The organism is Ruegeria sp. H6 (assembly GCF_056532975.1).
The window spans coordinates 399,101-419,720 of the sequence record NZ_JBQFOA010000002.1 but is presented as its reverse complement, the minus strand read 5'-3'; the positions used below and the strand labels follow the sequence as shown (position 1 = coordinate 419,720).

The 20,620-nt window shown below is 58.6% G+C and carries 19 protein-coding genes; 15 read left to right on the top strand and 4 right to left on the bottom strand.

The annotated features are described in order from the left end of the window. Positions 1-71 precede the first annotated feature (71 nt). The 5 genes from ACR0AG_RS06755 to ACR0AG_RS06735 all read left to right on the top strand — a co-directional run bounded on the left by ACR0AG_RS06755 (position 72) and on the right by ACR0AG_RS06735 (position 5,253). Complete coding sequence (locus tag ACR0AG_RS06755) at positions 72-1,013, top strand: DMT family transporter (RefSeq protein ID WP_480837508.1); 942 nt, start codon at positions 72-74, stop codon at positions 1,011-1,013. 60 nt (positions 1,014-1,073) lie between these two features. Continuing rightward, positions 1,074-1,646 carry a choline-binding transcriptional repressor BetI gene (gene betI, locus ACR0AG_RS06750; protein WP_480837507.1) on the top strand — a complete coding sequence of 191 codons (573 nt, stop codon included), beginning with the start codon at positions 1,074-1,076 and terminating at the stop codon, positions 1,644-1,646. After that, complete coding sequence (gene betC, locus ACR0AG_RS06745) at positions 1,643-3,151, top strand: choline-sulfatase (RefSeq protein WP_480837506.1); 1,509 nt, start codon at positions 1,643-1,645, stop codon at positions 3,149-3,151. The genes betI and betC overlap by 4 nt, the downstream gene beginning before the upstream one ends. 86 nt (positions 3,152-3,237) lie before the next feature. Further along, positions 3,238-4,896 carry a choline dehydrogenase gene (gene betA, locus ACR0AG_RS06740; RefSeq protein ID WP_480837505.1) on the top strand — a complete coding sequence of 553 codons (1,659 nt, stop codon included), beginning with the start codon at positions 3,238-3,240 and terminating at the stop codon, positions 4,894-4,896. A 117-nt stretch (positions 4,897-5,013) separates the two neighbouring features. Then, on the top strand, positions 5,014-5,253 hold the full coding sequence (locus ACR0AG_RS06735; RefSeq protein WP_480837504.1) for an HP1242/YdcH family protein: 240 nt from the start codon (positions 5,014-5,016) through the stop codon (positions 5,251-5,253). A gap of 28 nt (positions 5,254-5,281) precedes the next feature. Here ACR0AG_RS06735 and ACR0AG_RS06730 read toward each other — a convergent pair whose 3' ends face one another. Further along, positions 5,282-6,682: a helix-turn-helix domain-containing protein gene (locus ACR0AG_RS06730; protein WP_480837503.1), complete on the bottom strand. Its 1,401-nt coding sequence runs from the start codon at positions 6,680-6,682 to the stop codon at positions 5,282-5,284. Between the two features lie 64 nt (positions 6,683-6,746). After that, positions 6,747-7,952 (bottom strand): multidrug effflux MFS transporter, encoded by a 1,206-nt coding sequence (locus ACR0AG_RS06725; protein ID WP_480837502.1) that lies wholly within the window; start codon positions 7,950-7,952, stop codon positions 6,747-6,749. Between the two features lie 181 nt (positions 7,953-8,133). On the opposite strand from ACR0AG_RS06725, the gene ACR0AG_RS06720 reads away from it, so the two are divergent. From ACR0AG_RS06720 to ACR0AG_RS06710, 3 genes are all read left to right on the top strand, one after another. Then, positions 8,134-9,666: an acyl-CoA carboxylase subunit beta gene (locus ACR0AG_RS06720; RefSeq protein WP_480837501.1), complete on the top strand. Its 1,533-nt coding sequence runs from the start codon at positions 8,134-8,136 to the stop codon at positions 9,664-9,666. A 22-nt stretch (positions 9,667-9,688) separates the two neighbouring features. Next, on the top strand, positions 9,689-10,147 hold the full coding sequence (locus ACR0AG_RS06715; RefSeq protein WP_480837500.1) for a DUF6497 family protein: 459 nt from the start codon (positions 9,689-9,691) through the stop codon (positions 10,145-10,147). A 133-nt stretch (positions 10,148-10,280) separates the two neighbouring features. Continuing rightward, the gene (locus ACR0AG_RS06710) at positions 10,281-10,634 is read left to right on the top strand and encodes a hypothetical protein (protein ID WP_480837499.1); all 354 of its coding nucleotides are present in this window, start codon (positions 10,281-10,283) and stop codon (positions 10,632-10,634) included. 83 nt (positions 10,635-10,717) lie between these two features. On the opposite strand, the gene ACR0AG_RS06705 is transcribed toward ACR0AG_RS06710, so the two are convergent. Next, positions 10,718-11,869 carry a DcaP family trimeric outer membrane transporter gene (locus tag ACR0AG_RS06705; RefSeq protein WP_480837498.1) on the bottom strand — a complete coding sequence of 384 codons (1,152 nt, stop codon included), beginning with the start codon at positions 11,867-11,869 and terminating at the stop codon, positions 10,718-10,720. 650 nt (positions 11,870-12,519) lie between these two features. Between ACR0AG_RS06705 and ACR0AG_RS06700 the strand changes: the two genes are divergently transcribed. Together ACR0AG_RS06700 and ACR0AG_RS06695 are read left to right on the top strand one after the other, a co-directional pair. Next, positions 12,520-12,723, top strand: coding sequence for a hypothetical protein (locus ACR0AG_RS06700; protein ID WP_480837497.1), 204 nt, complete (start codon positions 12,520-12,522; stop codon positions 12,721-12,723). Positions 12,724-12,839: 116 nt separating this feature from the next. Continuing rightward, the gene (locus tag ACR0AG_RS06695) at positions 12,840-14,885 is read left to right on the top strand and encodes an acetyl-CoA carboxylase biotin carboxylase subunit (RefSeq protein ID WP_480837496.1); all 2,046 of its coding nucleotides are present in this window, start codon (positions 12,840-12,842) and stop codon (positions 14,883-14,885) included. Between the two features lie 73 nt (positions 14,886-14,958). On the opposite strand, the gene ACR0AG_RS06690 is transcribed toward ACR0AG_RS06695, so the two are convergent. After that, the gene (locus ACR0AG_RS06690; RefSeq protein ID WP_480837495.1) at positions 14,959-15,405 is read right to left on the bottom strand and encodes a DUF4174 domain-containing protein; all 447 of its coding nucleotides are present in this window, start codon (positions 15,403-15,405) and stop codon (positions 14,959-14,961) included. 168 nt (positions 15,406-15,573) lie between these two features. On the opposite strand from ACR0AG_RS06690, the gene scpA reads away from it, so the two are divergent. The 5 genes from scpA to ACR0AG_RS06665 all read left to right on the top strand — a co-directional run bounded on the left by scpA (position 15,574) and on the right by ACR0AG_RS06665 (position 20,598). After that, positions 15,574-17,700 (top strand): methylmalonyl-CoA mutase, encoded by a 2,127-nt coding sequence (gene scpA / locus ACR0AG_RS06685; RefSeq protein ID WP_480837494.1) that lies wholly within the window; start codon positions 15,574-15,576, stop codon positions 17,698-17,700. A gap of 90 nt (positions 17,701-17,790) precedes the next feature. Then, entirely contained in the window at positions 17,791-18,387 is a 597-nt protein-coding gene (locus tag ACR0AG_RS06680) for a VOC family protein (protein WP_480837493.1), read from the top strand. Beyond that, positions 18,384-18,866, top strand: a complete 483-nt coding sequence (locus tag ACR0AG_RS06675) for an N-acetyltransferase family protein (protein ID WP_480837492.1) — start codon at positions 18,384-18,386, stop codon at positions 18,864-18,866. The genes ACR0AG_RS06680 and ACR0AG_RS06675 overlap by 4 nt, the downstream gene beginning before the upstream one ends. Before the next feature lie 51 nt (positions 18,867-18,917). Then, the gene (locus tag ACR0AG_RS06670) at positions 18,918-19,598 is read left to right on the top strand and encodes a TerB family tellurite resistance protein (RefSeq protein WP_480837491.1); all 681 of its coding nucleotides are present in this window, start codon (positions 18,918-18,920) and stop codon (positions 19,596-19,598) included. A 4-nt stretch (positions 19,599-19,602) separates the two neighbouring features. Further along, on the top strand, positions 19,603-20,598 hold the full coding sequence (locus ACR0AG_RS06665; RefSeq protein WP_480837750.1) for an endonuclease/exonuclease/phosphatase family protein: 996 nt from the start codon (positions 19,603-19,605) through the stop codon (positions 20,596-20,598). Positions 20,599-20,620: the final 22 nt, after the last annotated feature.

Sequence of the window (20,620 nt, the reverse complement as noted above, 5' to 3'; positions counted from 1 at the left end):
TCGATCGCTGCACACATATTCGTTTACATGTGAAGGGTTGTGGCGCGGTCGAATAAGGTGTTCAAAACACCATGTCGCGGACTCAGGATCATCCAAAAGTCAAAGCGGGCGTCTTCTGGATGCTGGCCGCCAGTTTTTGCTTTGTCACGATGAACGCGCTGATAAAGGCGCTGGGCGACTCAATGAACCCGGTTCAGGCCGCCTTTATCCGCTATGTGCTGGGCCTGGTCTTTTTATTGCCCGCCATACGCTCGATCCTGGATACGCCGCTGACACGGCGCAATGTGACGCTGTTCGGCTTGCGCGGCGTGGTCCACGGCGTGGCCATCATTCTGTGGTTTTTCGCGATGACCCGCATCCCTTTGGCCGAGGTCACTGCGATGAACTACATGACCCCGATTTACGTGACCCTCGGAGCGGTTCTGTTTCTGGGCGAAAAACTGGCCTTTCGCCGGGTCGCTGCCATCGTTGTCGCGATGATCGGCGTGCTGATCATCCTGCGGCCCGGATTTCGCGAGGTCACCGCCGGTCATATCGCGATGCTGGGTGTGGCCTTGGCGCTGGGCGGGTCCTACCTGCTGGCCAAGGTCATGGTGCGCGACATACGGCCCTCTGCGGTGGTGGCCCATTTGTCGATCTGGGTGACCTTGTTTCTGACGCCCTTCGCCATTGCAGTCTGGGAACCCCCAAATATGCGCGACGTCGGCTTGCTGTTCGTGGTCGCCAGTTTTGCCACGGCTGGGCACTATTTCATGACGCTGGCGTTGCAGGCGGCGCCCGTGACGGTGACTCAACCCGTCTCATTCCTGCAACTGATCTGGGCGACGCTTTTAGGGGCTTTGATGTTCCACGAAAAGGTCGATGCCTGGGTGGTAGCGGGCGGAACCCTGATTGTGGCTGCCGTCAGCTTCATCACTTGGCGCGAGGCCATGCTGACGCGGGCGCGCAGTACCCAGCCGACGCCGCCTCCGGGTTCTGAAAGCCCTGTTTTGCCTGTCGAAAAACGTTATTAATTGACGAGTCAATAAAAACCACTTAGCGTTCCCAAACGTGCTAGCGTTGAGGGGGCAATTATGCCGAAACTCGGAATGGAGCCGATCCGGCGGGATGCGATTGTCAAAGCGACAATCGAAGAACTTGGGATTCAGAAATCCCTTGATGTCACCGTAAGCCAGATCGCCAAACGTGCAGGCATGTCCAGCGCGTTGGCGCATCATTATTTTGGCGGGAAAGATCAGATATTTCTGGCCGCCATGCGCCAGATCCTGACGGATTTCGGGCAAGAGGCAAGAGATCAGTTAAAAGACGCCCCCATAGCCGAACGGCCCCAGGCCATCATACGCGCCTGTTTTGCACCGTCCTGTTTCTCACCCGATGTGATCGCCGCCTGGATGACGTTTTATGTGATGGCACAGACCAACCAGGATGCCTTGCGCCTGTGGCAGATCTATCAGGCGCGCATACGCTCGAACCTGATCGATGGGCTGCGCCCTCTGGTCAATGATCCTGCGGAAACGGCCGAAGACATGATCGCCCTGATTGACGGTTTGTATATCCGCGCGGCCCTCAGCGCGCCGGATGATCCGCAGCGCGCGGTCAGCCACGCCCTGCGCTTGCTTGAGACATTGATAGAGGCTGAGAAATGAGCAAGCCAAATATTCTGATCCTGATGGTGGATCAATTGAACGGTACTCTCTTTCCCGATGGTCCCGCAGATTGGCTGCACGCGCCCAATCTGAAGAAACTGGCCGCGCGGTCGACCCGGTTTACCAATGCCTATACCGCCTCGCCACTTTGTGCGCCGGGTCGGGCAAGCTTCATGTCCGGTCAATTGCCTTCGCGCACGGGTGTCTACGACAACGCAGCCGAATTTCGCAGCGACATCCCTACCTATGCGCACCATTTGCGCCGGGCAGGCTATTACACCTGCCTGTCAGGCAAGATGCACTTTGTCGGGCCAGATCAGTTGCACGGGTTCGAAGATCGCCTGACCACCGACATTTATCCGGCTGATTTCGGCTGGACGCCCGACTATCGCAAACCGGGTGAGCGCATTGACTGGTGGTATCACAACATGGGCTCTGTCACCGGCGCGGGCGTTGCCGTAATTTCCAACCAGATGGAATATGATGACGAGGTCGCCCATCACGCCAAGGCCAAGCTTTACGATCTGGCGCGCGGCAACGACAACCGCCCCTGGAGCATGACGGTCAGTTTCACCCATCCGCATGACCCCTATGTTGCCCGGCGCAAATACTGGGATCTGTACGAGGATAGCGCGCATCTGCTGCCCGAGGTCGCCGATCTGGGTTATGACAATCAGGACCCGCATTCCAAACGCATTTTCGATGCGAATGACTGGCGCAGCTTTGACATCTCGCAAGACGATATTCGCAAATCCCGCCGCGCCTATTTCGCCAATATCTCGTATCTGGATGACAAGATCGGCGAGATCCTCGACGTGCTGGAGACCACCCGGCAAGAGGCGATCATCCTCTTTGTCTCGGATCACGGCGACATGCTGGGCGAGCGTGGGTTGTGGTTCAAAATGAATTTCTACGAAGGGTCTGCCCGGGTTCCGTTGATGATCTCGGCGCCCGACCTGCCGGCGGGGCGCATCGACACGCCGGTTTCAACGATCGACGTGACGCCAACCCTGGGCGCGCTGGCCGGTGTCGACATGGCGGAAATCGCACCTTGGACCGATGGCGAAAACCTGGTGCCTCTGGCGCAAGGAGACGAGCGGACCGCGCCTGTGCCCATGGAATACGCAGCCGAAGCCTCTTATGCGCCGCTGGTCTCGCTGCGCTATGGTAAGTGGAAATACAATCGCTGCGCGCTGGACCCCGATCAGCTGTTCGACCTCGAAGCGGATCCAAACGAGTTGAACAACCTGGCAGAAAACCCCGCGCATCAGGGGACGCTGCAAAGCCTGCAGTCAAAATCTCAGGCCAGATGGGATCTTGATCGATTTGACGCCGATGTCCGCGCCAGCCAGGCCCGACGCTGGGTCGTGTACGAGGCATTGCGGCAGGGCGGGTATTACCCTTGGGATTACCAGCCGCTGCAAAAGGCGTCGGAACGTTACATGCGCAATCACATGGATCTGAATGACGTCGAGGAAAACCAACGGTTTCCGCGGGGCGAATAGCCCTTCATCTTTTTGAAAATACTCCCGCCGGAGGCGATTGGGTTTTCGAAGAAAAACCTGACTTGTGCGGGAACGGAGTTACGAGAATGGAAGCAGATTTTGTCGTCGTAGGCGCAGGGTCCGCCGGGTGCGCGATGGCCTACCGCCTAAGCGAGGCGGGGGCCTCGGTCCTCGTGATCGAACATGGCGGCTCTGACGCTGGCCCCTTTATTCAGATGCCGGCGGCGTTGAGCTATCCGATGAACATGCCGATGTACGATTGGGGGTACCGGTCCGAGCCTGAACCGCATCTGAACAACCGTCAACTCGCCTGTCCCCGAGGCAAGGTGATCGGCGGATCGTCCTCGATCAATGGCATGGTCTATGTGCGGGGCCACGCGCGCGATTTCGACACCTGGGCCGAGATGGGCGCAGACGGTTGGTCCTATGCGGATGTGCTGCCCTATTACAAACGGATGGAGACCTGGCATGACGGGGGTCACGGCGGTGATCCGACATGGCGCGGCACCGACGGACCGCTGCATGTCTCGCGCGGACCACGCGAGAACCCGTTGTTTCAGGCTTTTGTCGATGCGGGCCAACAGGCGGGATATGAAGTCACAGGCGACTATAACGGCGAAAAGCAGGAAGGCTTTGGCCCGATGGAGCAGACGGTCTGGAAAGGTCGCCGCTGGTCTGCCGCAAATGCCTATCTGAAACCTGCTTTGAAACGCGACAATTGCGACATTGTGCGTGGACTTGCCTCTCGCGTTATGTTCGAAAATGGCCGCGCCGTCGGCGTTGAACTGATCCGCGGCGGCAAGCCCGAAATCATCCGCGCCCGGCGCGAAGTCGTGCTCGCCGCGTCCTCAATCAACTCTCCCAAACTGTTGATGCTGTCGGGCATAGGTCCGGCCGCGCATCTGGCCGAGCATGGAATTGAGATCATCGCCGACCGGCCCGGTGTCGGGGCGAACCTGCAAGATCACCTTGAGCTTTATATCCAACAGGCCTCGCTCCAGCCGATCACGTTATACAAACACTGGAACCTGTTCAGCAAAGGTCTGATCGGTGCTCAGTGGCTTTTTACCAAAAAGGGTCTGGGGGCATCGAACCAGTTTGAAAGCGCGGCATTCATCCGGTCGCAACCGGGTGTCGAATACCCGGACATTCAATATCACTTTCTACCGATCGCGGTGCGCTATGACGGGCAGGCCGCCGCCGAAGGCCACGGGTTTCAGGCCCATGTGGGCCCGATGCGGTCTCCCTCGCGTGGGTCTGTGACGCTTCGGTCCAAAAATGCCAAAGACGCGCCCGTCATTCGCTTCAACTACATGAGCCATGACAAGGATTGGGAGGATTTCCGAACCTGTATCCGGTTGACCCGTGAAATCTTTGGGCAAGACGCCTTCAAGCCGTTCGCTGGCAAGGAAATTCAACCCGGTGCGACGGTTCAGTCGGATGAAGAATTGAACGGTTTTATCGCTGAACACGCCGAAAGCGCCTATCACCCCTGCGGAACCTGCCGCATGGGTCGGGCGGATGACCGAAACGCGGTTGTTGACCCACAAGGCCGGGTAATCGGTGTTGACGGGTTGCGCGTGGCGGACAGCTCGGTCTTTCCGCAGATCACCAATGGTAACCTGAACGCGCCGTCGATCATGGTGGGCGAAAAAGTGTCCGATTATCTGCTGGGCAAAGACCCGCTGCCGCGCGCAAATGATCGCCCCTGGGTTCACCCCGAATGGGAAACGCAGCAGCGCTAGCGTTCGGTTTTCGGTTGAATTGCACCTGGATCAGAGATCGATTTGATCCGGGTCAAAGTGACACCTAACAGGCACCTTTATCAATGGGGTATAACGCCAAACAAAGGAGCGAACAGGATGTCTCATACCCCGCATGAACTGGCCGAGGAGTTTCCGGACAAGGTGGACTTGATGAGCCAGTTAAAGCAATCAGACGCGCATTTTGCGCGGCTTGCGGACGAATATCACGAGGTTAACCGGACGGTTCACCGCGCAGAGACCAATGTATCGCCGATGGAAGAACTGGCCGAGGTCGAGCTGCGGAAAAAGCGCGCATCGCTCAAGGATGAGATCTGGGCGATCCTGTCAAAGGCGTAACCCCAAAAGGCGGGGCGCCGGTATTGGGTCAGGTGACCTCATACGGCAGAGTGCCCCTGGTATGCGCGTCAATCGACAGCCGCCGTTCAAGCGGCGGAACCGAGCGCTGGTGGCAATTCTGGCGCTCGCAAATACGGCAGGAGATGCCGATAGGCTCGTATGCGGCCGCGTTGTTGATGTCGAGGTTGTCTGCATAGACCAATGCCTCGGCATGGCGCACCTCACATCCCAGCGCGATCGCATAGCGGCGCACGGGTGCGCCAAATGACCCGCCCGATTTGGAAACATCGCGCGCCAGAGAGATATAGCGCACGCCATCGGGCGTTTCGGCCAGTTGCTGCAAGAAATGGCCCGGAGTTTCGAACGCACGGTGGACGTTCCAAAGGGGGCAGGCGCCACCAAAACGGGCGAATTGCAGCCGCGTGGCCGAGTGCCTTTTGGTGATCGTACCCGCCTGATCCACGCGGACAAAAAAGAACGGGATGCCCTTGGCACCGGGCCTTTGCAACGTGGAAAGGCGGTGTGCGATTTGTTCAATCGAGGCCCCGAACCGGTTGCTGAGCAGTTCCAGATCGTGCCGAACCTCCTGAGCCGCTGTCAAAAACGACCCGTAAGGCATCAGCGAGGCGCCGGCGAAATAGTTGGCCAAGCCAATCTTGGCAATTGAACGTGCCTCCTCGCTTTGGAATTTGGCAAAATCCAGAGTCGCCTCAAGAAGCTTCTCCTGACTGATCAGCGCAACCTGCAACAGCAGTTGAAACACCTGGGTCTGCGACGTGGCAAGCGAGGACAGATACAGGACCTTGGTATCAGCATCGTATCTGCGAAGCGTTTGCGAGGCGTCAAACTTCACTTGAATGCCGCGATCTACAAGGCTGTCCAGCGCAGCTTGCCGGATACTGCCAGCTTCGTCCGCGCGCGAGGCAAAGCGTTCAGCGGCGCGGTCGACTGCGTCGATGTAATTGTCGCAATAGTGAAAGAAATCCCGCACTTCTTCCCAGGGAGAGGCCTGAATGCGCGCGTCTTCCCGGCCCAGGGCCTCGTCCAGCGACGCCAGACGTTCATGGGTCTGCCGATAGGTTCTGTGCAGTTCGATAAAGGCGCGGGCCAGGGCAGGGGCGTTCGATGCGGTCAGGCGCAGATCGGCAAGCGGGGGAATGGACTCGGCAAAGAGCGGATCAGCCAAAGCCTCGCGCATGTCTGAAACCAGCCTTTCGCTGTCGCCGGTGCTGAGTTCGGTCACGTCCATCCCGAATTCCTGCGCCAGCGCCAGAACTACGGTGGTCGAGATCGGCCTGTTATTGTTCTCCATCTGGTTCAGATACGGCAGTGAAACGCCCAGCTTCCCAGCAAAGTCCTTTTGCGTCAGGGTCAGACGTGTGCGCATCTCGCGCAGTTTTGCTCCGGCATAGAGTTTTTGAGTGGGCATGGCGCTTCTTTGCAGTTTTACTGTTTGGGCAAGCTAACTTTGCAAACCCTTCGACGCAAGGAAACTATAAGCCCAACTGCTTCTCGCGCCAGATGACCGATGTAATGGCACAAACGGCCAGAACCGCCGTTGTCAGCATCAACCACAGAAGGGGCATCGCACCTGTTTCATGGGTCAGCAGAGCGCCCGCCAATGCGCTGAGCGCGGCACCTCCGCCCAGCATCAAGGCCCCGCTCAGGCCCGAGGCTGTGCCCGCAAGATGGGGCCGTACTGACAACGCGCCCGCCGTTGCATTCGGGACTGACATGCCATTGCCGAGGCCGACAAAGGTCATGAAGCCGAAAAAGCTGAGCGCTGTGCCCAAGTCGGCCATGAACAACAAGGCAGACAGGATGACCCCAACGGCGTTCAGGCAGCAGCCCCAGAACACCATTCGATTTACCCCAAACCGCACCGAGAACCTGCCGCTGATGAAGTTTCCAAAAAAATACCCGATGGCCGGTGCGCCGAAGTAAAAGCCGATCTCGGCTGCGCTCATGCCGAACAGTTCTGTACCGATGAAAGGTGCGCCGCCCAGATAGGCAAAGAACGCACCAGACGACAGGGCCGAGGACATGGAGTAACCCCAAAACCGGGGCGATGTCAGAAGCTCGGGGTATTCCCGGAACTGCTGTATAAGCGTTTTTCCGCTTTTTGCGGCGGTTTCGCCGAAATCCCGATAGGTCAGCCCCAGGGCAAGTGCACCCAGCGCAAAGGGCACCCAGAAATTGGCCTTCCAGCCAAAGCTTTCCTCAAGCAGCCCGCCAATTGCGGGGCCGATCATTGGCACCACGGCCATGCCCATGGTCACATAGCCGAGCATCGATGCCGCCTGATCCTGATCATACATGTCGCGCACAGCTGCGCGGCTGAGCACGATTCCAACGACGATCACGGCCTGGCTCATGCGGAAGGCGAGGAAAATCTCGGCCGTTGGCGCGTATATGCAACCGAGCGTGGCCAGCAGAAACAGTGCAAGGCCCGACAGCAATACCGGGCGCCGCCCCGCTTTGTCGGCAAGGGGGCCAATCAGGATTTGCAACACTGCATTCACAAGCAAATACAGAGCGATAGACAGTTGCATAACGCGATAGTCTGTCTCGAAATGCAGGGCCATATTGGGCAGACTGGGCAGAAACAGGTTCATGCTCAGGGCTGAGAGACCAGACAGCAAAACAAGCGTCGCTATGGTCGGCGGAGACCGATGGGTTGTCGCGGAACTGAACTGCATGGTTCGCACTTACAGCAAGGTTACGGGAGATGCCATTTCTGATTTGATGTCAGATTGAAATTAGCAAATTTACAGTTTTCCGGCTTTGTATTGCCAAAGATTTGCAAATTTGCCGAAAACTGCTTTGGACTTGCGCGTCCTATCGGTATGGTCTCGCCAGATTTTACAGGGGATTTACGTCATGAAAGACATCCTTTCCGAGCTTGAAGATCGTCGCAACAATGCGCGTCTGGGTGGTGGCCAGAAGCGGATTGATGCGCAACATGCCCGTGGCAAGCTGACAGCCCGCGAACGCATTGAACTGCTGGTGGACGAAGGCAGCTTTGAAGAGTTCGACATGTTCGTCAGCCATCGCTGCACCGATTTCGGGATGGAAAACCAGAAACCTGCGGGTGATGGTGTGGTCACCGGATGGGGCGCCATCAACGGGCGGATGGTCTATGTATTCAGCCAGGATTTCACCGTGTTTGGCGGGTCGCTGTCGGAAACGCATGCGCAGAAGATCTGCAAGATCATGGATATGGCGATGCAGAACGGCGCACCGGTGATCGGCATCAACGACTCGGGCGGCGCCCGCATTCAGGAAGGTGTTGCGTCATTGGCGGGCTATGCCGAGGTGTTCCAACGCAACATCATGGCGTCAGGCGTGGTGCCTCAGATCAGCGTTGTCATGGGCCCCTGCGCGGGTGGCGCGGTGTACAGCCCTGCAATGACCGACTTCATCTTTATGGTCAAAGACACCTCGTACATGTTCGTGACCGGCCCAGACGTCGTCAAGACAGTCACGAACGAGGTAGTCACAGCAGAAGAGCTTGGCGGTGCATCAACCCACACCAAAAAGTCGTCGGTCGCCGATGGGGCGTTTGAAAACGATGTCGAAGCCTTGGCCGAAGTGCGGCGTCTGGTGGATTTCCTGCCGCTCAACAACCGCGAAAAACCGCCCGTGCGCCCGTTTTTTGACGAGCCGGATCGCACCGAGACTTCGCTGGATACGCTGATCCCCGACAATCCCAATACGCCTTACGACATGAAGGAATTGATCACCAAGGTCGCGGATGAGGGCGATTTCTACGAGATTCAGGAAGATTATGCCAAGAACATCATCACCGGATTCATCCGGCTTGAAGGCCAGACCGTTGGCGTTGTGGCCAATCAGCCGATGGTTCTGGCGGGGTGTCTGGATATCGACAGCAGCCGTAAGGCCGCGCGGTTCGTGCGCTTCTGCGACTGTTTTGAAATTCCGATCCTGACACTTGTCGATGTGCCGGGATTCCTGCCAGGCACCTCTCAGGAATATGGCGGCGTCATCAAGCACGGCGCCAAGCTGCTGTTTGCATATGGCGAGGCAACTGTGCCCAAGGTGACCGTGATCACGCGCAAAGCCTATGGCGGAGCGTATGACGTGATGGCCTCGAAACACCTGCGTGGTGATTTCAACTATGCCTGGCCCACTGCCGAGATTGCCGTGATGGGCGCCAAAGGGGCGACCGAGATCATCCATCGTGCGGATTTGGGCGATGCGGAAAAGATCGCGCAGCACACGCAAGATTACGAGGATCGCTTTGCCAATCCCTTCGTCGCAGCAGAGCGTGGCTTTATCGATGAGGTGATCATGCCGCAATCAACCCGCCGCCGTGTGTCCCGGGCTTTTGCCAGCTTGCGCAACAAGCAGCTGAAGAACCCTTGGAAAAAGCACGACAATATCCCTCTGTGATCGGGTAGGGCGGGCGGTTCTTATGCCCGCTTACCTTGCCAAGCCAAAGGACCAGAACCTCATGTTCGGACCAAGCCGATATGCCTCTTGCATCGCCCTGACACTTGCGATTGCGTCTGGTTTAACTGTGCCTGCCCGGGCAGAGACCCTGTTGCCCGTTCCCTCGGGCCAGCCGGTTGAGCTGAGCAATGTTCTGCTGGACAATAATCCCGGAGAGCTTTGGGTGCGGTTTCGGTTCATCGCGCCCAAGATCGGCTCGACCGTTGGTCGGATCACGTATGACATCGCCGTCGTGGATATGGCGCATCTGTGCAATGTCCTGGCGGTGCCATACGTCGCCCGGCACGAACTTGAACCTGCGCGGGTCGTTATCTCTTTTGCGGATCGTCCAATTGAGTTTGGCGATTCCGCACCCGACGCCACTCAGTTTTTTGAAGCCTACCGTCTGGAGCAATCCGAATGTATCTGGGAGGGGCTTTGACCATGATCACGCCGTGTCATGACCTCAATGCATCTCAGAACAACGTAACGACTTTGGAGGTTCGCATGATCACTTTGGCCCGAAAGGGGTGCGGGAATTCGCAATGGCCCTTCCGTTCTAAAAGGTGGCCACAATGTTGAAACATCGCGGTTTTCCAGGCCGTCTGCCGGGTACGGATTTTCAATTTACCATCCGGCGTGCCAATCCCAAGGGCGTCACGCCGATCACACAGCGCGAGCGGTTTCGCGACCGCAAACCAGCGGACAAGCGCGCGGATGCCGCGTTCATGGAGGCGCTGTGGCAGAATTTTGCAGACCAACCCTTTGAGAGGGGCAATCTGGATGCAGGGCGGCTCAGCTGGTTGTTCGGGCGCGAAGTGATCGCGGCTGAGGATCCCTTTGACGCCGCCAGCTATGACGCGTTGCTGGTGATCGATGTCGATACGGCGCGTCAGTCGTTTCCTGATATTTTCGATGGGGTGAGATAGACGTGCTGACCGATGCCGCACAGACCGTGCACCCTTGTGGTGCATCGACCCCGCCCTTTGCCGGGCGAGGCCGTGTTGCGGCATTAGAAGTTCAACTGGGCAGCCAACTGAACGCGATTGCCGTCGAATGTACGACCGGTCGGTTCGTCGTTGCGTTCGCCAAAGATGTACTCGGCGCTGAGCGTGAGATTGTCGGTCGCCTTGTAGAAGGCGTTGACGTGAATGGTCTCAAGCTCGGTGAACGACAAGGTCCCGGTCGAGGTCGGCAGGTCATAATCCTCGCGACCATACGCGATACCAACATTCCATTTTGGCGTAATGTCCTGACGGAACTCGATGGTATAGCCGTCCACGTCGTTGGCCTGTCCGCCGACGATGGCGTCACCCAAACCGATCAGATAGGGGCCGATGGCCTCACCGTTGACGTAGTTGACCTGGAAGAGGCCCCCTTGCCAGGGGCGGATCGAACCGGACAGGGTAAAGCCGGTCTGGTCAACCTCGACCCCACCGCTTTCGGCTTTACCATACAGAGCCGAGATGCGGGCAAGATATTTGCCGTCATTGTATTCCGCCGAAGCCGTAAGAACGGGATCATCCGAGTTCGATCCGCTGACATTCTCTTCGACCGCGACCGCAAAGGTTGTGTTGGCGCCGAACGTGTTGGTGTAGCGAACCTGCGGCACCCGCGCAAACGGGATACCTACAGGGCCGTTGAATTCAACGGTGGTCGGATAGGTGGCGAGCGGCTGGAAGTTGGTCCAGAACTGACCGATCAGCCAGGCGTCTCCGATGCGGATATTCGCGTGGCGCAGACGGAATTCTGCCGAGCCGCCGGACGCGAACAGATCGACCTCAAGCTGTCCGCGGATGTCACCCAGACCCGTCGGGGTCGTGGTGTTCAAGCCGATGCGGGATTGGCGCACGGTCGCGCCGAATGTGCCGTCCGTTGCAGCCGAGGGCTCACCGATGACGTTCACAAAAGCGGTGTCGCCCTGATCAAATTCGAAATCGTAGAAAAAGTCGGCTTTGACATACCCGTATACGTCGAGCGTGGTACTGCCGATTTGCAGATCACCGGTGCCGGATCCCTGTTTTTGAGTTTCCAGGGCTTCGACCCGGGCGCGCAGCGCATCGAGTTCGGCCTGGGTTTGCGCGTCTTGCGCCAAGGCCTGCGTGCCGGTCACACAAAGCGTGCTGGCAGCAAGCAGGCTAGCAGTTTTATCCTTCAATGTCATGGGGATATATCCTTGGTTGCGAGTGTGCAGAGGCACCGTTCCACGCAAGCGTTCAGCAGGGAAATCACCAGTTCGGGAGATTTTTCACGCGAATCCTCAAGCAAATTTGTCAAAAATGCGGCGCGTTTTCACAGGCCGGTGAGCCGGGCTGCCAAGACGTTGTCAGAAGGGCGCTTTTTTTCGACACCCGAGAGGGGGCGCCGTGATCAGGGTGCTCAAAAAAACGGCACGGCTGCTGCTTTTTGTAACGGTAATGTGACAGAGACCCTGCCTGGCTCAACTGATTTGGACAAACTGCCTATAGGCGCAATTTTGCGCGGGATTTCGCCTGATTGGCGGGTTTCAGCCGGAAATGCGGCGGGAAACAATCTGTGGTTGGCGGCCATAATTGTGCGTTGCAAGGTGGCTGGGCCGTGCGGCTCTACTTTGCCTGCGTCGCACAAGCACCTACTATTCCGTACCCCTTCCTTCCGCGGGCAGGTTTGTGTTCCCCACATGGTCCTGTCCGCGTTTTTCTTTGCGCATAAAGCATGCGTGAAATGGCGAAAACCTGCGCAAAACGAAAATTCCTTCGGTCGGTTATTGAATAACACGGCCTGTTTCCCGCATCTGCTGCCCAATGCATCAAGAAACACGAAGAGGCAGCTGATATGCGAATCTCAAACCTTATCCTTGCAACTGCAACTTGTGCGGGCCTTGCGGCCTGTGGCGGCAACACGGGCGAACAGGCCGTGCTGGGCGGCGGCGCAGGCGCGATCGGTGCCGCGGTCCTCAACGCCGATCCGTTGGTCGGAGCTGCGGTCGGCGCAGCGGGCAACGTGCTGTATTGCAAGACCCAGAACAACTGTAACTAATACCTATTCCGCAGGGCGCGCGACGTCCTGCCCGTCATCACGCATCACGCTGTCGTGGGGTCAACGCCCTGCGGCGGCGTTTTGCGTTTCCCGAACACAAAGCCAAAGGACATCGCATGTTCAATAAGATCCTGATCGCCAACCGGGGCGAGATTGCCTGCCGGGTCATCAAGACCGCCCGCAAAATGGGTATCGGCACTGTTGCCATCTATTCGGACGCAGACAGGAACGCGTTGCATGTGTCCATGGCCGATGAGGCGGTTCATATCGGTCCGCCCCCAGCGAACCAGTCCTATATCGTGATCGACAAGGTGATGGAGGCCATCCGCCAAAGTGGCGCGCAGGCGGTGCATCCGGGTTACGGCTTTCTGTCGGAAAACGCCAAATTCGCCGAGGCGCTAGAGGCCGAAGGCGTGGCCTTTGTCGGCCCGCCCAAAGGCGCGATTGAGGCGATGGGCGACAAGATCACCTCGAAGAAGATCGCTCAGGATGCGGGTGTGTCGACTGTGCCCGGCTATATGGGTCTGATCGAAGACGCCGAAGAGGCCGTGAAGATCTCGAACGAGATCGGCTATCCGGTGATGATCAAGGCCAGCGCCGGTGGCGGTGGTAAGGGCATGCGCATCGCGTGGAACGACCAGGAGGCGCGCGAGGGTTTCCAATCGTCCAAGAACGAAGCCGCGAATTCTTTCGGCGATGACCGGATCTTTATCGAGAAATTCGTGACGCAGCCGCGCCACATCGAAATTCAAGTCCTCTGCGACAGCCACGGCAATGGCGTCTATCTGGGCGAACGCGAATGCTCGATCCAGCGCCGGAACCAGAAGGTTGTGGAAGAGGCCCCTTCGCCCTTCCTAGACCCCGAAACCCGCAAGGCGATGGGGGAACAGGCCGTGGCACTTGCCAAGGCGGTGGATTACGCCAGCGCGGGCACGGTTGAGTTCATCGTCGACGGCGACAAGAACTTCTACTTCCTGGAGATGAACACCCGCCTGCAGGTGGAACACCCGGTGACTGAACTGATCACCGGTGTCGATCTGGTTGAACAGATGATCCGCGTGGCCAATGGCGAAAAGCTGACCATCACACAGGATGATGTGACCCTGACAGGCTGGGCCATCGAAAACCGTCTGTATGCCGAAGACCCGTATCGCGGCTTTCTGCCATCGATTGGCCGCCTGACCCGCTATCGTCCGCCGCAGGAAACGGCTGCAGGTCCGATGCTGGTCAATGGTAAATGGCAGGGCGATGCACCCGAAGGCGAAGCAGCTGTGCGCAATGACACCGGTGTCTACGAGGGCGGCGAGATCAGCATGTACTACGACCCGATGATCGCGAAACTCTGCACCTGGGCGCCGACCCGTGAGGCCGCGATCGAGGCGATGCGCGTGGCCCTGGACAGTTTCGAGGTCGAGGGTATCGGGCATAACCTGCCGTTCCTGTCGGCGGTGATGGATCATCCGAAATTTGTCAGCGGAGACATGACGACAGCGTTTATCGCCGAGGAATATCCTGACGGTTTCGAAGGCGTCACACTGCCTGATGCCGATCTGCGCCGCATTGCGGCCTCGTGCGCGGCGATGCACCGCGTGGCCGAGATCCGGCGTACCCGCGTGTCGGGCCGAATGGACAACCATGAACGCAAGGTTGGCACCGACTGGGTCGTGACGTTGCAAGGGCAAGAGTTCGCGTTGACGACAGATGCCGATCCCAACGGCTCGACCGTGACTTTTGATGACGGTACGGCTTGTCGTGTGACATCCGATTGGACGCCGGGGGATCAACTGGCCGTTCTGAACGTCGATGGCAGCCCGCTGGTGCTGAAGGTCGGGAAAGTTTCGGGCGGTTTCCGCATCCGTAACCGTGGAGCAGATCTGAAAGTACATGTGCGCACGCCAACTCAGGCTGAGCTGGCCAAGCTGATGCCCGAGAAGCTGCCGCCCGATACGTCGAAGATGCTGCTCTGCCCGATGCCCGGCCTGATCGTGAAGATCGATGTGGAAGTTGGGCAAGAGGTGCAGGAAGGTCAGGCGCTTTGCACGGTCGAGGCGATGAAGATGGAAAACATCCTGCGCGCCGAGAAAAAAGGGGTTGTCGCCAAGATCAACGCAGGGCCCGGCGACAGCCTCGCCGTGGATGATGTGATCATCGAGTTTGAATGATCATGTCCGCGCTTTTGCCATACCGTTCCATGGCTTCGGCAAGTACCGAGGCCAAGGGGCGTGGCGAAAGCACTCAACCACCCTCGCGCCGTTCGCGAATTTCGCGCTCGCGCAGGGGGGTTTTGTCGATCGAGCGGCCAATCTCGCGCACGCTCCAGGGGGAAGGCTTGCGCAGTTTGACCACGCCGTCCTTGTCAACAAACACCATCTGGAACCCACGTGGCCGCAATTGCGACCGGATCGGGGATCGTGCTGCAGGGTCGGTGTCGGTCAGAACCAACACATCGCGGTCCCGCATTGCAGCTTCGCCCTCGACCAGCATGTCGATCTGTTGCTGGAACCGGGGATCGGCGGGTGTGTCGGCAAACACGATGATGGGACGATTGACCCACAGGAAATCGTTCAAATCGCTTTCCCCTGCTGGGCGCACAAAGGCGTCATCGGCCGGGGCCGAACCGTCGGCGGCAAATGCGGCCAGCGGGATAAGTGCCGAGAAAACAAGGGCAAGCGTGCGTGTCATGGGGCCTCCTGTTCCAATGAATATAGCCTTTGCGCGCGCGAATGCGACCACCGAAATGCACGCATCACTCAAAATTTCCTGCTTTGGCCCGAATGCTCGGGCAGGGCGGAGCCATATAGCGCGGCGGCACCGTCTGTCCGCGATCCGAATTGAGAAAAGGAATTCGCCATGACCGATACCAAAGACTGGCAGGCACTGGCCGAGAAAGAGCTGCGCGGTCGTCCGTTGCAAGATCTGACCAAGGAAACGCTGGAAGGCATCGACGTCAAACCGCTCTATACGCAGGCCGATACGGCTAAGTTGCCACATATGGGATCGTTGCCGGGGTTCGGCCCCTTCACACGCGGGGTGAAGGCCACGATGTATGCGGGCCGTCCCTGGACGATCCGTCAATATGCGGGCTTTTCGACCGCTGAGGAGTCCAACGCCTTCTACCGCCGCAATCTGGCTGCAGGTCAGCAGGGCGTATCGGTCGCCTTCGATCTGGCGACGCACCGGGGTTATGACAGCGACCATCCGCGCGTTGTCGGCGATGTGGGCAAGGCGGGCGTCGCCATCGACAGCGTTGAAGATATGAAGATCCTGTTCGACGGTATCCCGCTGGACAAGGTTTCGGTGTCGATGACCATGAACGGCGCGGTAATCCCGGTTCTGGCGAATTTCATCGTGGCGGGTGAGGAACAGGGGCACGACAAATCTGTCCTGTCCGGCACCATTCAGAACGACATTCTGAAAGAGTTTATGGTGCGGAATACGTACATTTATCCGCCTGAACCTTCGATGCGGATCATTTCGGACATTATCGACTACACCTCGAACGAGATGCCCAAGTTCAATTCGATTTCGATTTCGGGCTATCACATGCAAGAGGCCGGGGCGAACCTGGTGCAGGAGCTGGCCTATACGCTGGCCGATGGCCGTGAATATGTACGTGCCGCGACGCAGGCCGGGATGGACGTGGACAAATTCGCAGGCCGCCTGTCGTTTTTCTTTGCCATCGGCATGAATTTCTTCATGGAAATCGCGAAACTGCGCGCCGCACGCACCCTGTGGCACCGTGTGATGACCGAGTTTGGCGCGAAATCCGAGCGCTCCAAGATGCTGCGGACGCATTGCCAGACTTCGGGCGTGTCGTTGCAGGAACAAGACCCGTACAACAACGTCATCCGCACCGCATACGAGGCGATGAGCGCGGTCCTGGGGGGGACCCAATCGCTGCACACTAACGCTCTGGACGAGGCGATTGCGCTGCCCACCGATTTCTCGGCCCGTATCGCGCGCAACACGCAGCTGGTATTGCAGGAAGAAACCGGCGTCACCGATGTGGTCGATCCGCTGGCGGGGTCATATTACATCGAAAGCCTGACCAACGAGCTGATCGAAAAGGCTTGGGCCCTGATGGAAGAGGTCGAAGAGATGGGCGGCATGACCAAGGCCGTCGCCAGCGGCATGCCCAAACTGCGCATCGAAGAAAGCGCGGCGCGGCGCCAGGCGATGATCGACCGGGGCGACGAGGTGATCGTCGGGGTCAACAAATACCGCAAGGACCACGAAGACCCGATCGACATTCTGGACGTCGACAATGTGGCCGTGCGCGAGGCGCAGGTTGCACATCTGGAACGCATCCGCGCAACCCGCGACGAGGCCGCATGTCAGAAAGCCTTGGACGACCTGACCACGACCGCCCGTGAGGGTGGAAACCTGCTGGCCGCTGCGGTCGAAGCCGCCCGCGCCCGCGCATCCGTAGGAGAGATCAGCATGGCAATGGAAAAGGAATTCGGCCGCCACCGCGCCGAGGTCAAAACTCTGGCTGGCGTCTATGGCGCGGCTTACGAAGGCGATGAAGGCTTTGCCGCGATCCAGAAATCCATCGAAGAATTTGCCGAAGCCGAAGGCCGCCGCCCGCGTCTGCTGGTGGTCAAGATGGGGCAGGACGGGCATGATCGCGGTGCCAAAGTGATCGCCACGGCCTTTGCTGATATCGGCTTTGACGTGGACGTTGGCCCGCTGTTCCAGACGCCAGCCGAGGCCGCGCAGGATGCGGTGGACAACGATGTGCATGTGGTCGGGATTTCGTCTCAGGCGGCAGGTCACAAGACCCTTGCGCCACAACTGGTCGAGGAACTGAAGAAGGCCGGTGCCGAAGATATCATTGTGATTTGCGGCGGAGTGATCCCGCAGCAGGATTACCAGTTCCTCTATGATCACGGGGTCAAGGCGATCTTTGGACCAGGCACCAATATCCCCGAGGCCGCCCAGGATATCTTGCAGCTGATCCGCGGCGCCCGCAGCTGAGGCCGCGATTTCCCACGAAGGGTATCTTGACCAGACCAAAATCGGGTCCTTTGTTAGTGTCATGGCACCCACTTGCTGGAAGGAACGCAGATGAGGCTGGATCATATCGCTGTCGCAGGCGAAACGCTGGAAGAGGCCGCCGCGCATGTCGAACAGGCTTTGGGCGTTTCGCTGCTACCCGGCGGCAAACATGCTAAGTTCGGCACATATAACCGCCTGCTTGGGCTGGATGATGGCTTGTATCTTGAGGCAATCGCCGTCGATCCCGAAGCCCCCAATCCCGCCATGCCTAGGTGGTTTGATTTGGATCGGTTCAAAGGCCCAGCCCGATTGACCAACTGGATTTGCCGGGTGGCTGACATCACCTCGGTCACCATGCCCGAGGAAGCTGTCCGCCCTGTCGATCTGGAACGCGGCGCGCTGCGGTGGCGGATGGCGATCCCGGACTCGGGGCGTTTGCCATTCGACAATCTGTATCCGGCGCTGATCCAATGGCAGGGCGATCTGCATCCGGCGAATATGCTGCAAGCAAGCGGATGCAGGTTGCGACGGTTGGTTGTCTACCATCCCGAAGCGCTGGAGCTGGCGCGTATCCTGGGCCCCATTGACACAGTGGTTTTTGACACCGGAGCCGCCGCCATGCGGGCCGAGTTTGATACGCCCAGCGGGATGCGAGTTCTGGAATGAAGATACGGCCGGCCCGGGCCGAGGATGCAAGCGCGGTCGCCGCGATCATCAATGCGGTCGTGCGCGACACTCTGGTCACGTTCACAACGGATGAACGCGGTGAAACCAGTGTTGCCGAGGATATCGGCTGCAGACCCGGGCGCTACTTTGTCGCCGAGACAGGCGGGCAGGTTGTTGGCTTTGCCACTTATGGGCCGTTTCGAAACGGTCCGGGGTATGCACAGACCGTTGAGCACTCAATCCTTTTGAAACCCTCAGCACAAGGGCAGGGCGTGGGGCGTGCACTGATGACGAGGCTGGAGGCCGCAGCGAAAGCGGATAAGGTCCATGTGCTGGTTGCCGGGATATCTTCGGCCAATCTGGGGGCGGTTTCCTTCCACAAGGCGCTGGGGTTTACCGAGGTCGGGCGCATGCCCGAAGTGGGCCGCAAGAGGGGTCAGTGGCTGGATTTGATCCTGATGCAGAAAATTCTTGCCTGAAAGCGATCTGTCGCACCTGACAGTTGCGGCGTGGCGCGTTAGGGTGCGCTCATGTCGATCTGGACACGCATATCTGACGCCATCAGCGCATTGGCCCAAGGCGAAAGCCTGACGGCTGTTTTTGAGAAACTGCGCACGCCGCCGCAGCGCTCGGTCGCTTTTGCCATCGCTGTCATTGCTCTGGGGGCCAAGATGGCCAAGGCGGATGGTCAGGTCACCCGCGATGAGGTCACCGCCTTTCGTGAGGTCTTTCAGATCGCGCGTGAAGATGAGGCCGGTGCTGCACGGGTCTTTGACATGGCGCGCACGGATGTGGCGGGTTATCAGGATTATGCTCGAAAAATCTCGCGCATGTTTGGTGATGACACAACGACGCTGTGCGACTTGATGGAAGGTCTGTTCCACATCGCGATGGCGGATGGGTTTTATCATCCGAACGAGAACGAGTTTCTGGAAGAGGTCAGCCAGATCTTTGGCCAGACAGATGCTCAGTTCATGGCACTGCGTGCGCGCTTTGTGCCGGATGCGCCAAACGATCCCTACACGGTGCTGGGTGTCGACCGCGATATGCCCTTGCCGGAAATTCGCAAGGTGTGGCGGCAGTTGGTGCGGGACACGCATCCCGACGCGATGATGGCACGTGGCGTGCCGGAAGAGGCGGTGCGGCTGGCCGAAAAGAAGATGATCGACATCAACCGTGCCTGGGATGAAATCAACGGCGCCACGGTCTGATCCGATGCGTCTGGCGACCTACAATATCGAGTGGTTCGCCAATCTGTTTGACCGCAATGATACATTGATCGTCGACGACAGCTGGTCCGGACGGCACAACGTGACCAAGGCGCAACAGGTCGAGGCGATTGCCACGGTCTTGACGGCGCTGGACGCTGATGCGGTTCTGATTGTCGAGGCTCCGAACACAGGCAAGGTTCAGAACACCGTTCGCGCTTTGCAACACTTTGCCGAGGCGTTTGAATTGCGCATGTCCCACGCGGTGATGGGGTTTCCCAATGACACGCATCAGGAGTTAGGGTTGATCTACGATCCCTCGGCCCTGACGGTTCGACATGATCCTGTGGGAGAGGCATCCGGGTCGCGGGCGCCGCGGTTTGATTCCGTCTTTCATATCGATCTGGATGTGGATGCCACTGAGGATCACGTCAAATTTTCGAAACCGCCGCTGGAATTGGCGGTTGAAACCGCCTCTGGAACGCGGCTGCGCCTGATTGGGGCGCATCTGAAGTCCAAAGCCCCGCATGGCGCCAAATCGCGGGATGAGGCCATTCGCATGTCGATTTCAAACCGGCGCAAACAACTGGCACAGGCGATCTGGCTGGCGCAGCGGGTTGAGGATCATCTGCACAACGGTGATCCCGTGGTGCTGATGGGCGATCTGAACGACGGGCCGGGACTGGATGAATTCGAAGACCTTTTCGGACGGTCCTCGGTTGAGATTGCAATGCAGCCGGGACTGTATGATCCACATGCGGCGCGCGATCAGGGCGACGGGCCTCAGCCTTCGACCGCGCGGTTTGAAAAGCGAGACCAAGGCCGCTTTCTTGAGGCACTGCTGGATTACATCATGATCAGCGGTGATCTGCGCGATCTGAACCCGCGCTGGCGGATATGGCATCCTTTGCGGGATGCCGAGATTAACAAGATGCCTGATTTGCAGCGCGCCCTGCTGACCGCGTCGGATCATTTTCCGGTAACGCTGGACATCGATCTGTAACCTTTCAACCGTCGCGCGCATC

Coding starts and splice junctions, on each gene's coding strand:
- ACR0AG_RS06755 (WP_480837508.1), top strand. CDS start 72: ATGTCGCGGACTCAGGATCATCCAAAAGTCAAAGCGGGCGTCTTCTGG.
- betI (WP_480837507.1), top strand. CDS start 1,074: ATGCCGAAACTCGGAATGGAGCCGATCCGGCGGGATGCGATTGTCAAA.
- betC (WP_480837506.1), top strand. CDS start 1,643: ATGAGCAAGCCAAATATTCTGATCCTGATGGTGGATCAATTGAACGGT.
- betA (WP_480837505.1), top strand. CDS start 3,238: ATGGAAGCAGATTTTGTCGTCGTAGGCGCAGGGTCCGCCGGGTGCGCG.
- ACR0AG_RS06735 (WP_480837504.1), top strand. CDS start 5,014: ATGTCTCATACCCCGCATGAACTGGCCGAGGAGTTTCCGGACAAGGTG.
- ACR0AG_RS06730 (WP_480837503.1), bottom strand. CDS start 6,682: ATGCCCACTCAAAAACTCTATGCCGGAGCAAAACTGCGCGAGATGCGC.
- ACR0AG_RS06725 (WP_480837502.1), bottom strand. CDS start 7,952: ATGCAGTTCAGTTCCGCGACAACCCATCGGTCTCCGCCGACCATAGCG.
- ACR0AG_RS06720 (WP_480837501.1), top strand. CDS start 8,134: ATGAAAGACATCCTTTCCGAGCTTGAAGATCGTCGCAACAATGCGCGT.
- ACR0AG_RS06715 (WP_480837500.1), top strand. CDS start 9,689: ATGCCCGCTTACCTTGCCAAGCCAAAGGACCAGAACCTCATGTTCGGA.
- ACR0AG_RS06710 (WP_480837499.1), top strand. CDS start 10,281: ATGTTGAAACATCGCGGTTTTCCAGGCCGTCTGCCGGGTACGGATTTT.
- ACR0AG_RS06705 (WP_480837498.1), bottom strand. CDS start 11,869: ATGACATTGAAGGATAAAACTGCTAGCCTGCTTGCTGCCAGCACGCTT.
- ACR0AG_RS06700 (WP_480837497.1), top strand. CDS start 12,520: ATGCGAATCTCAAACCTTATCCTTGCAACTGCAACTTGTGCGGGCCTT.
- ACR0AG_RS06695 (WP_480837496.1), top strand. CDS start 12,840: ATGTTCAATAAGATCCTGATCGCCAACCGGGGCGAGATTGCCTGCCGG.
- ACR0AG_RS06690 (WP_480837495.1), bottom strand. CDS start 15,405: ATGACACGCACGCTTGCCCTTGTTTTCTCGGCACTTATCCCGCTGGCC.
- scpA (WP_480837494.1), top strand. CDS start 15,574: ATGACCGATACCAAAGACTGGCAGGCACTGGCCGAGAAAGAGCTGCGC.
- ACR0AG_RS06680 (WP_480837493.1), top strand. CDS start 17,791: ATGAGGCTGGATCATATCGCTGTCGCAGGCGAAACGCTGGAAGAGGCC.
- ACR0AG_RS06675 (WP_480837492.1), top strand. CDS start 18,384: ATGAAGATACGGCCGGCCCGGGCCGAGGATGCAAGCGCGGTCGCCGCG.
- ACR0AG_RS06670 (WP_480837491.1), top strand. CDS start 18,918: ATGTCGATCTGGACACGCATATCTGACGCCATCAGCGCATTGGCCCAA.
- ACR0AG_RS06665 (WP_480837750.1), top strand. CDS start 19,603: ATGCGTCTGGCGACCTACAATATCGAGTGGTTCGCCAATCTGTTTGAC.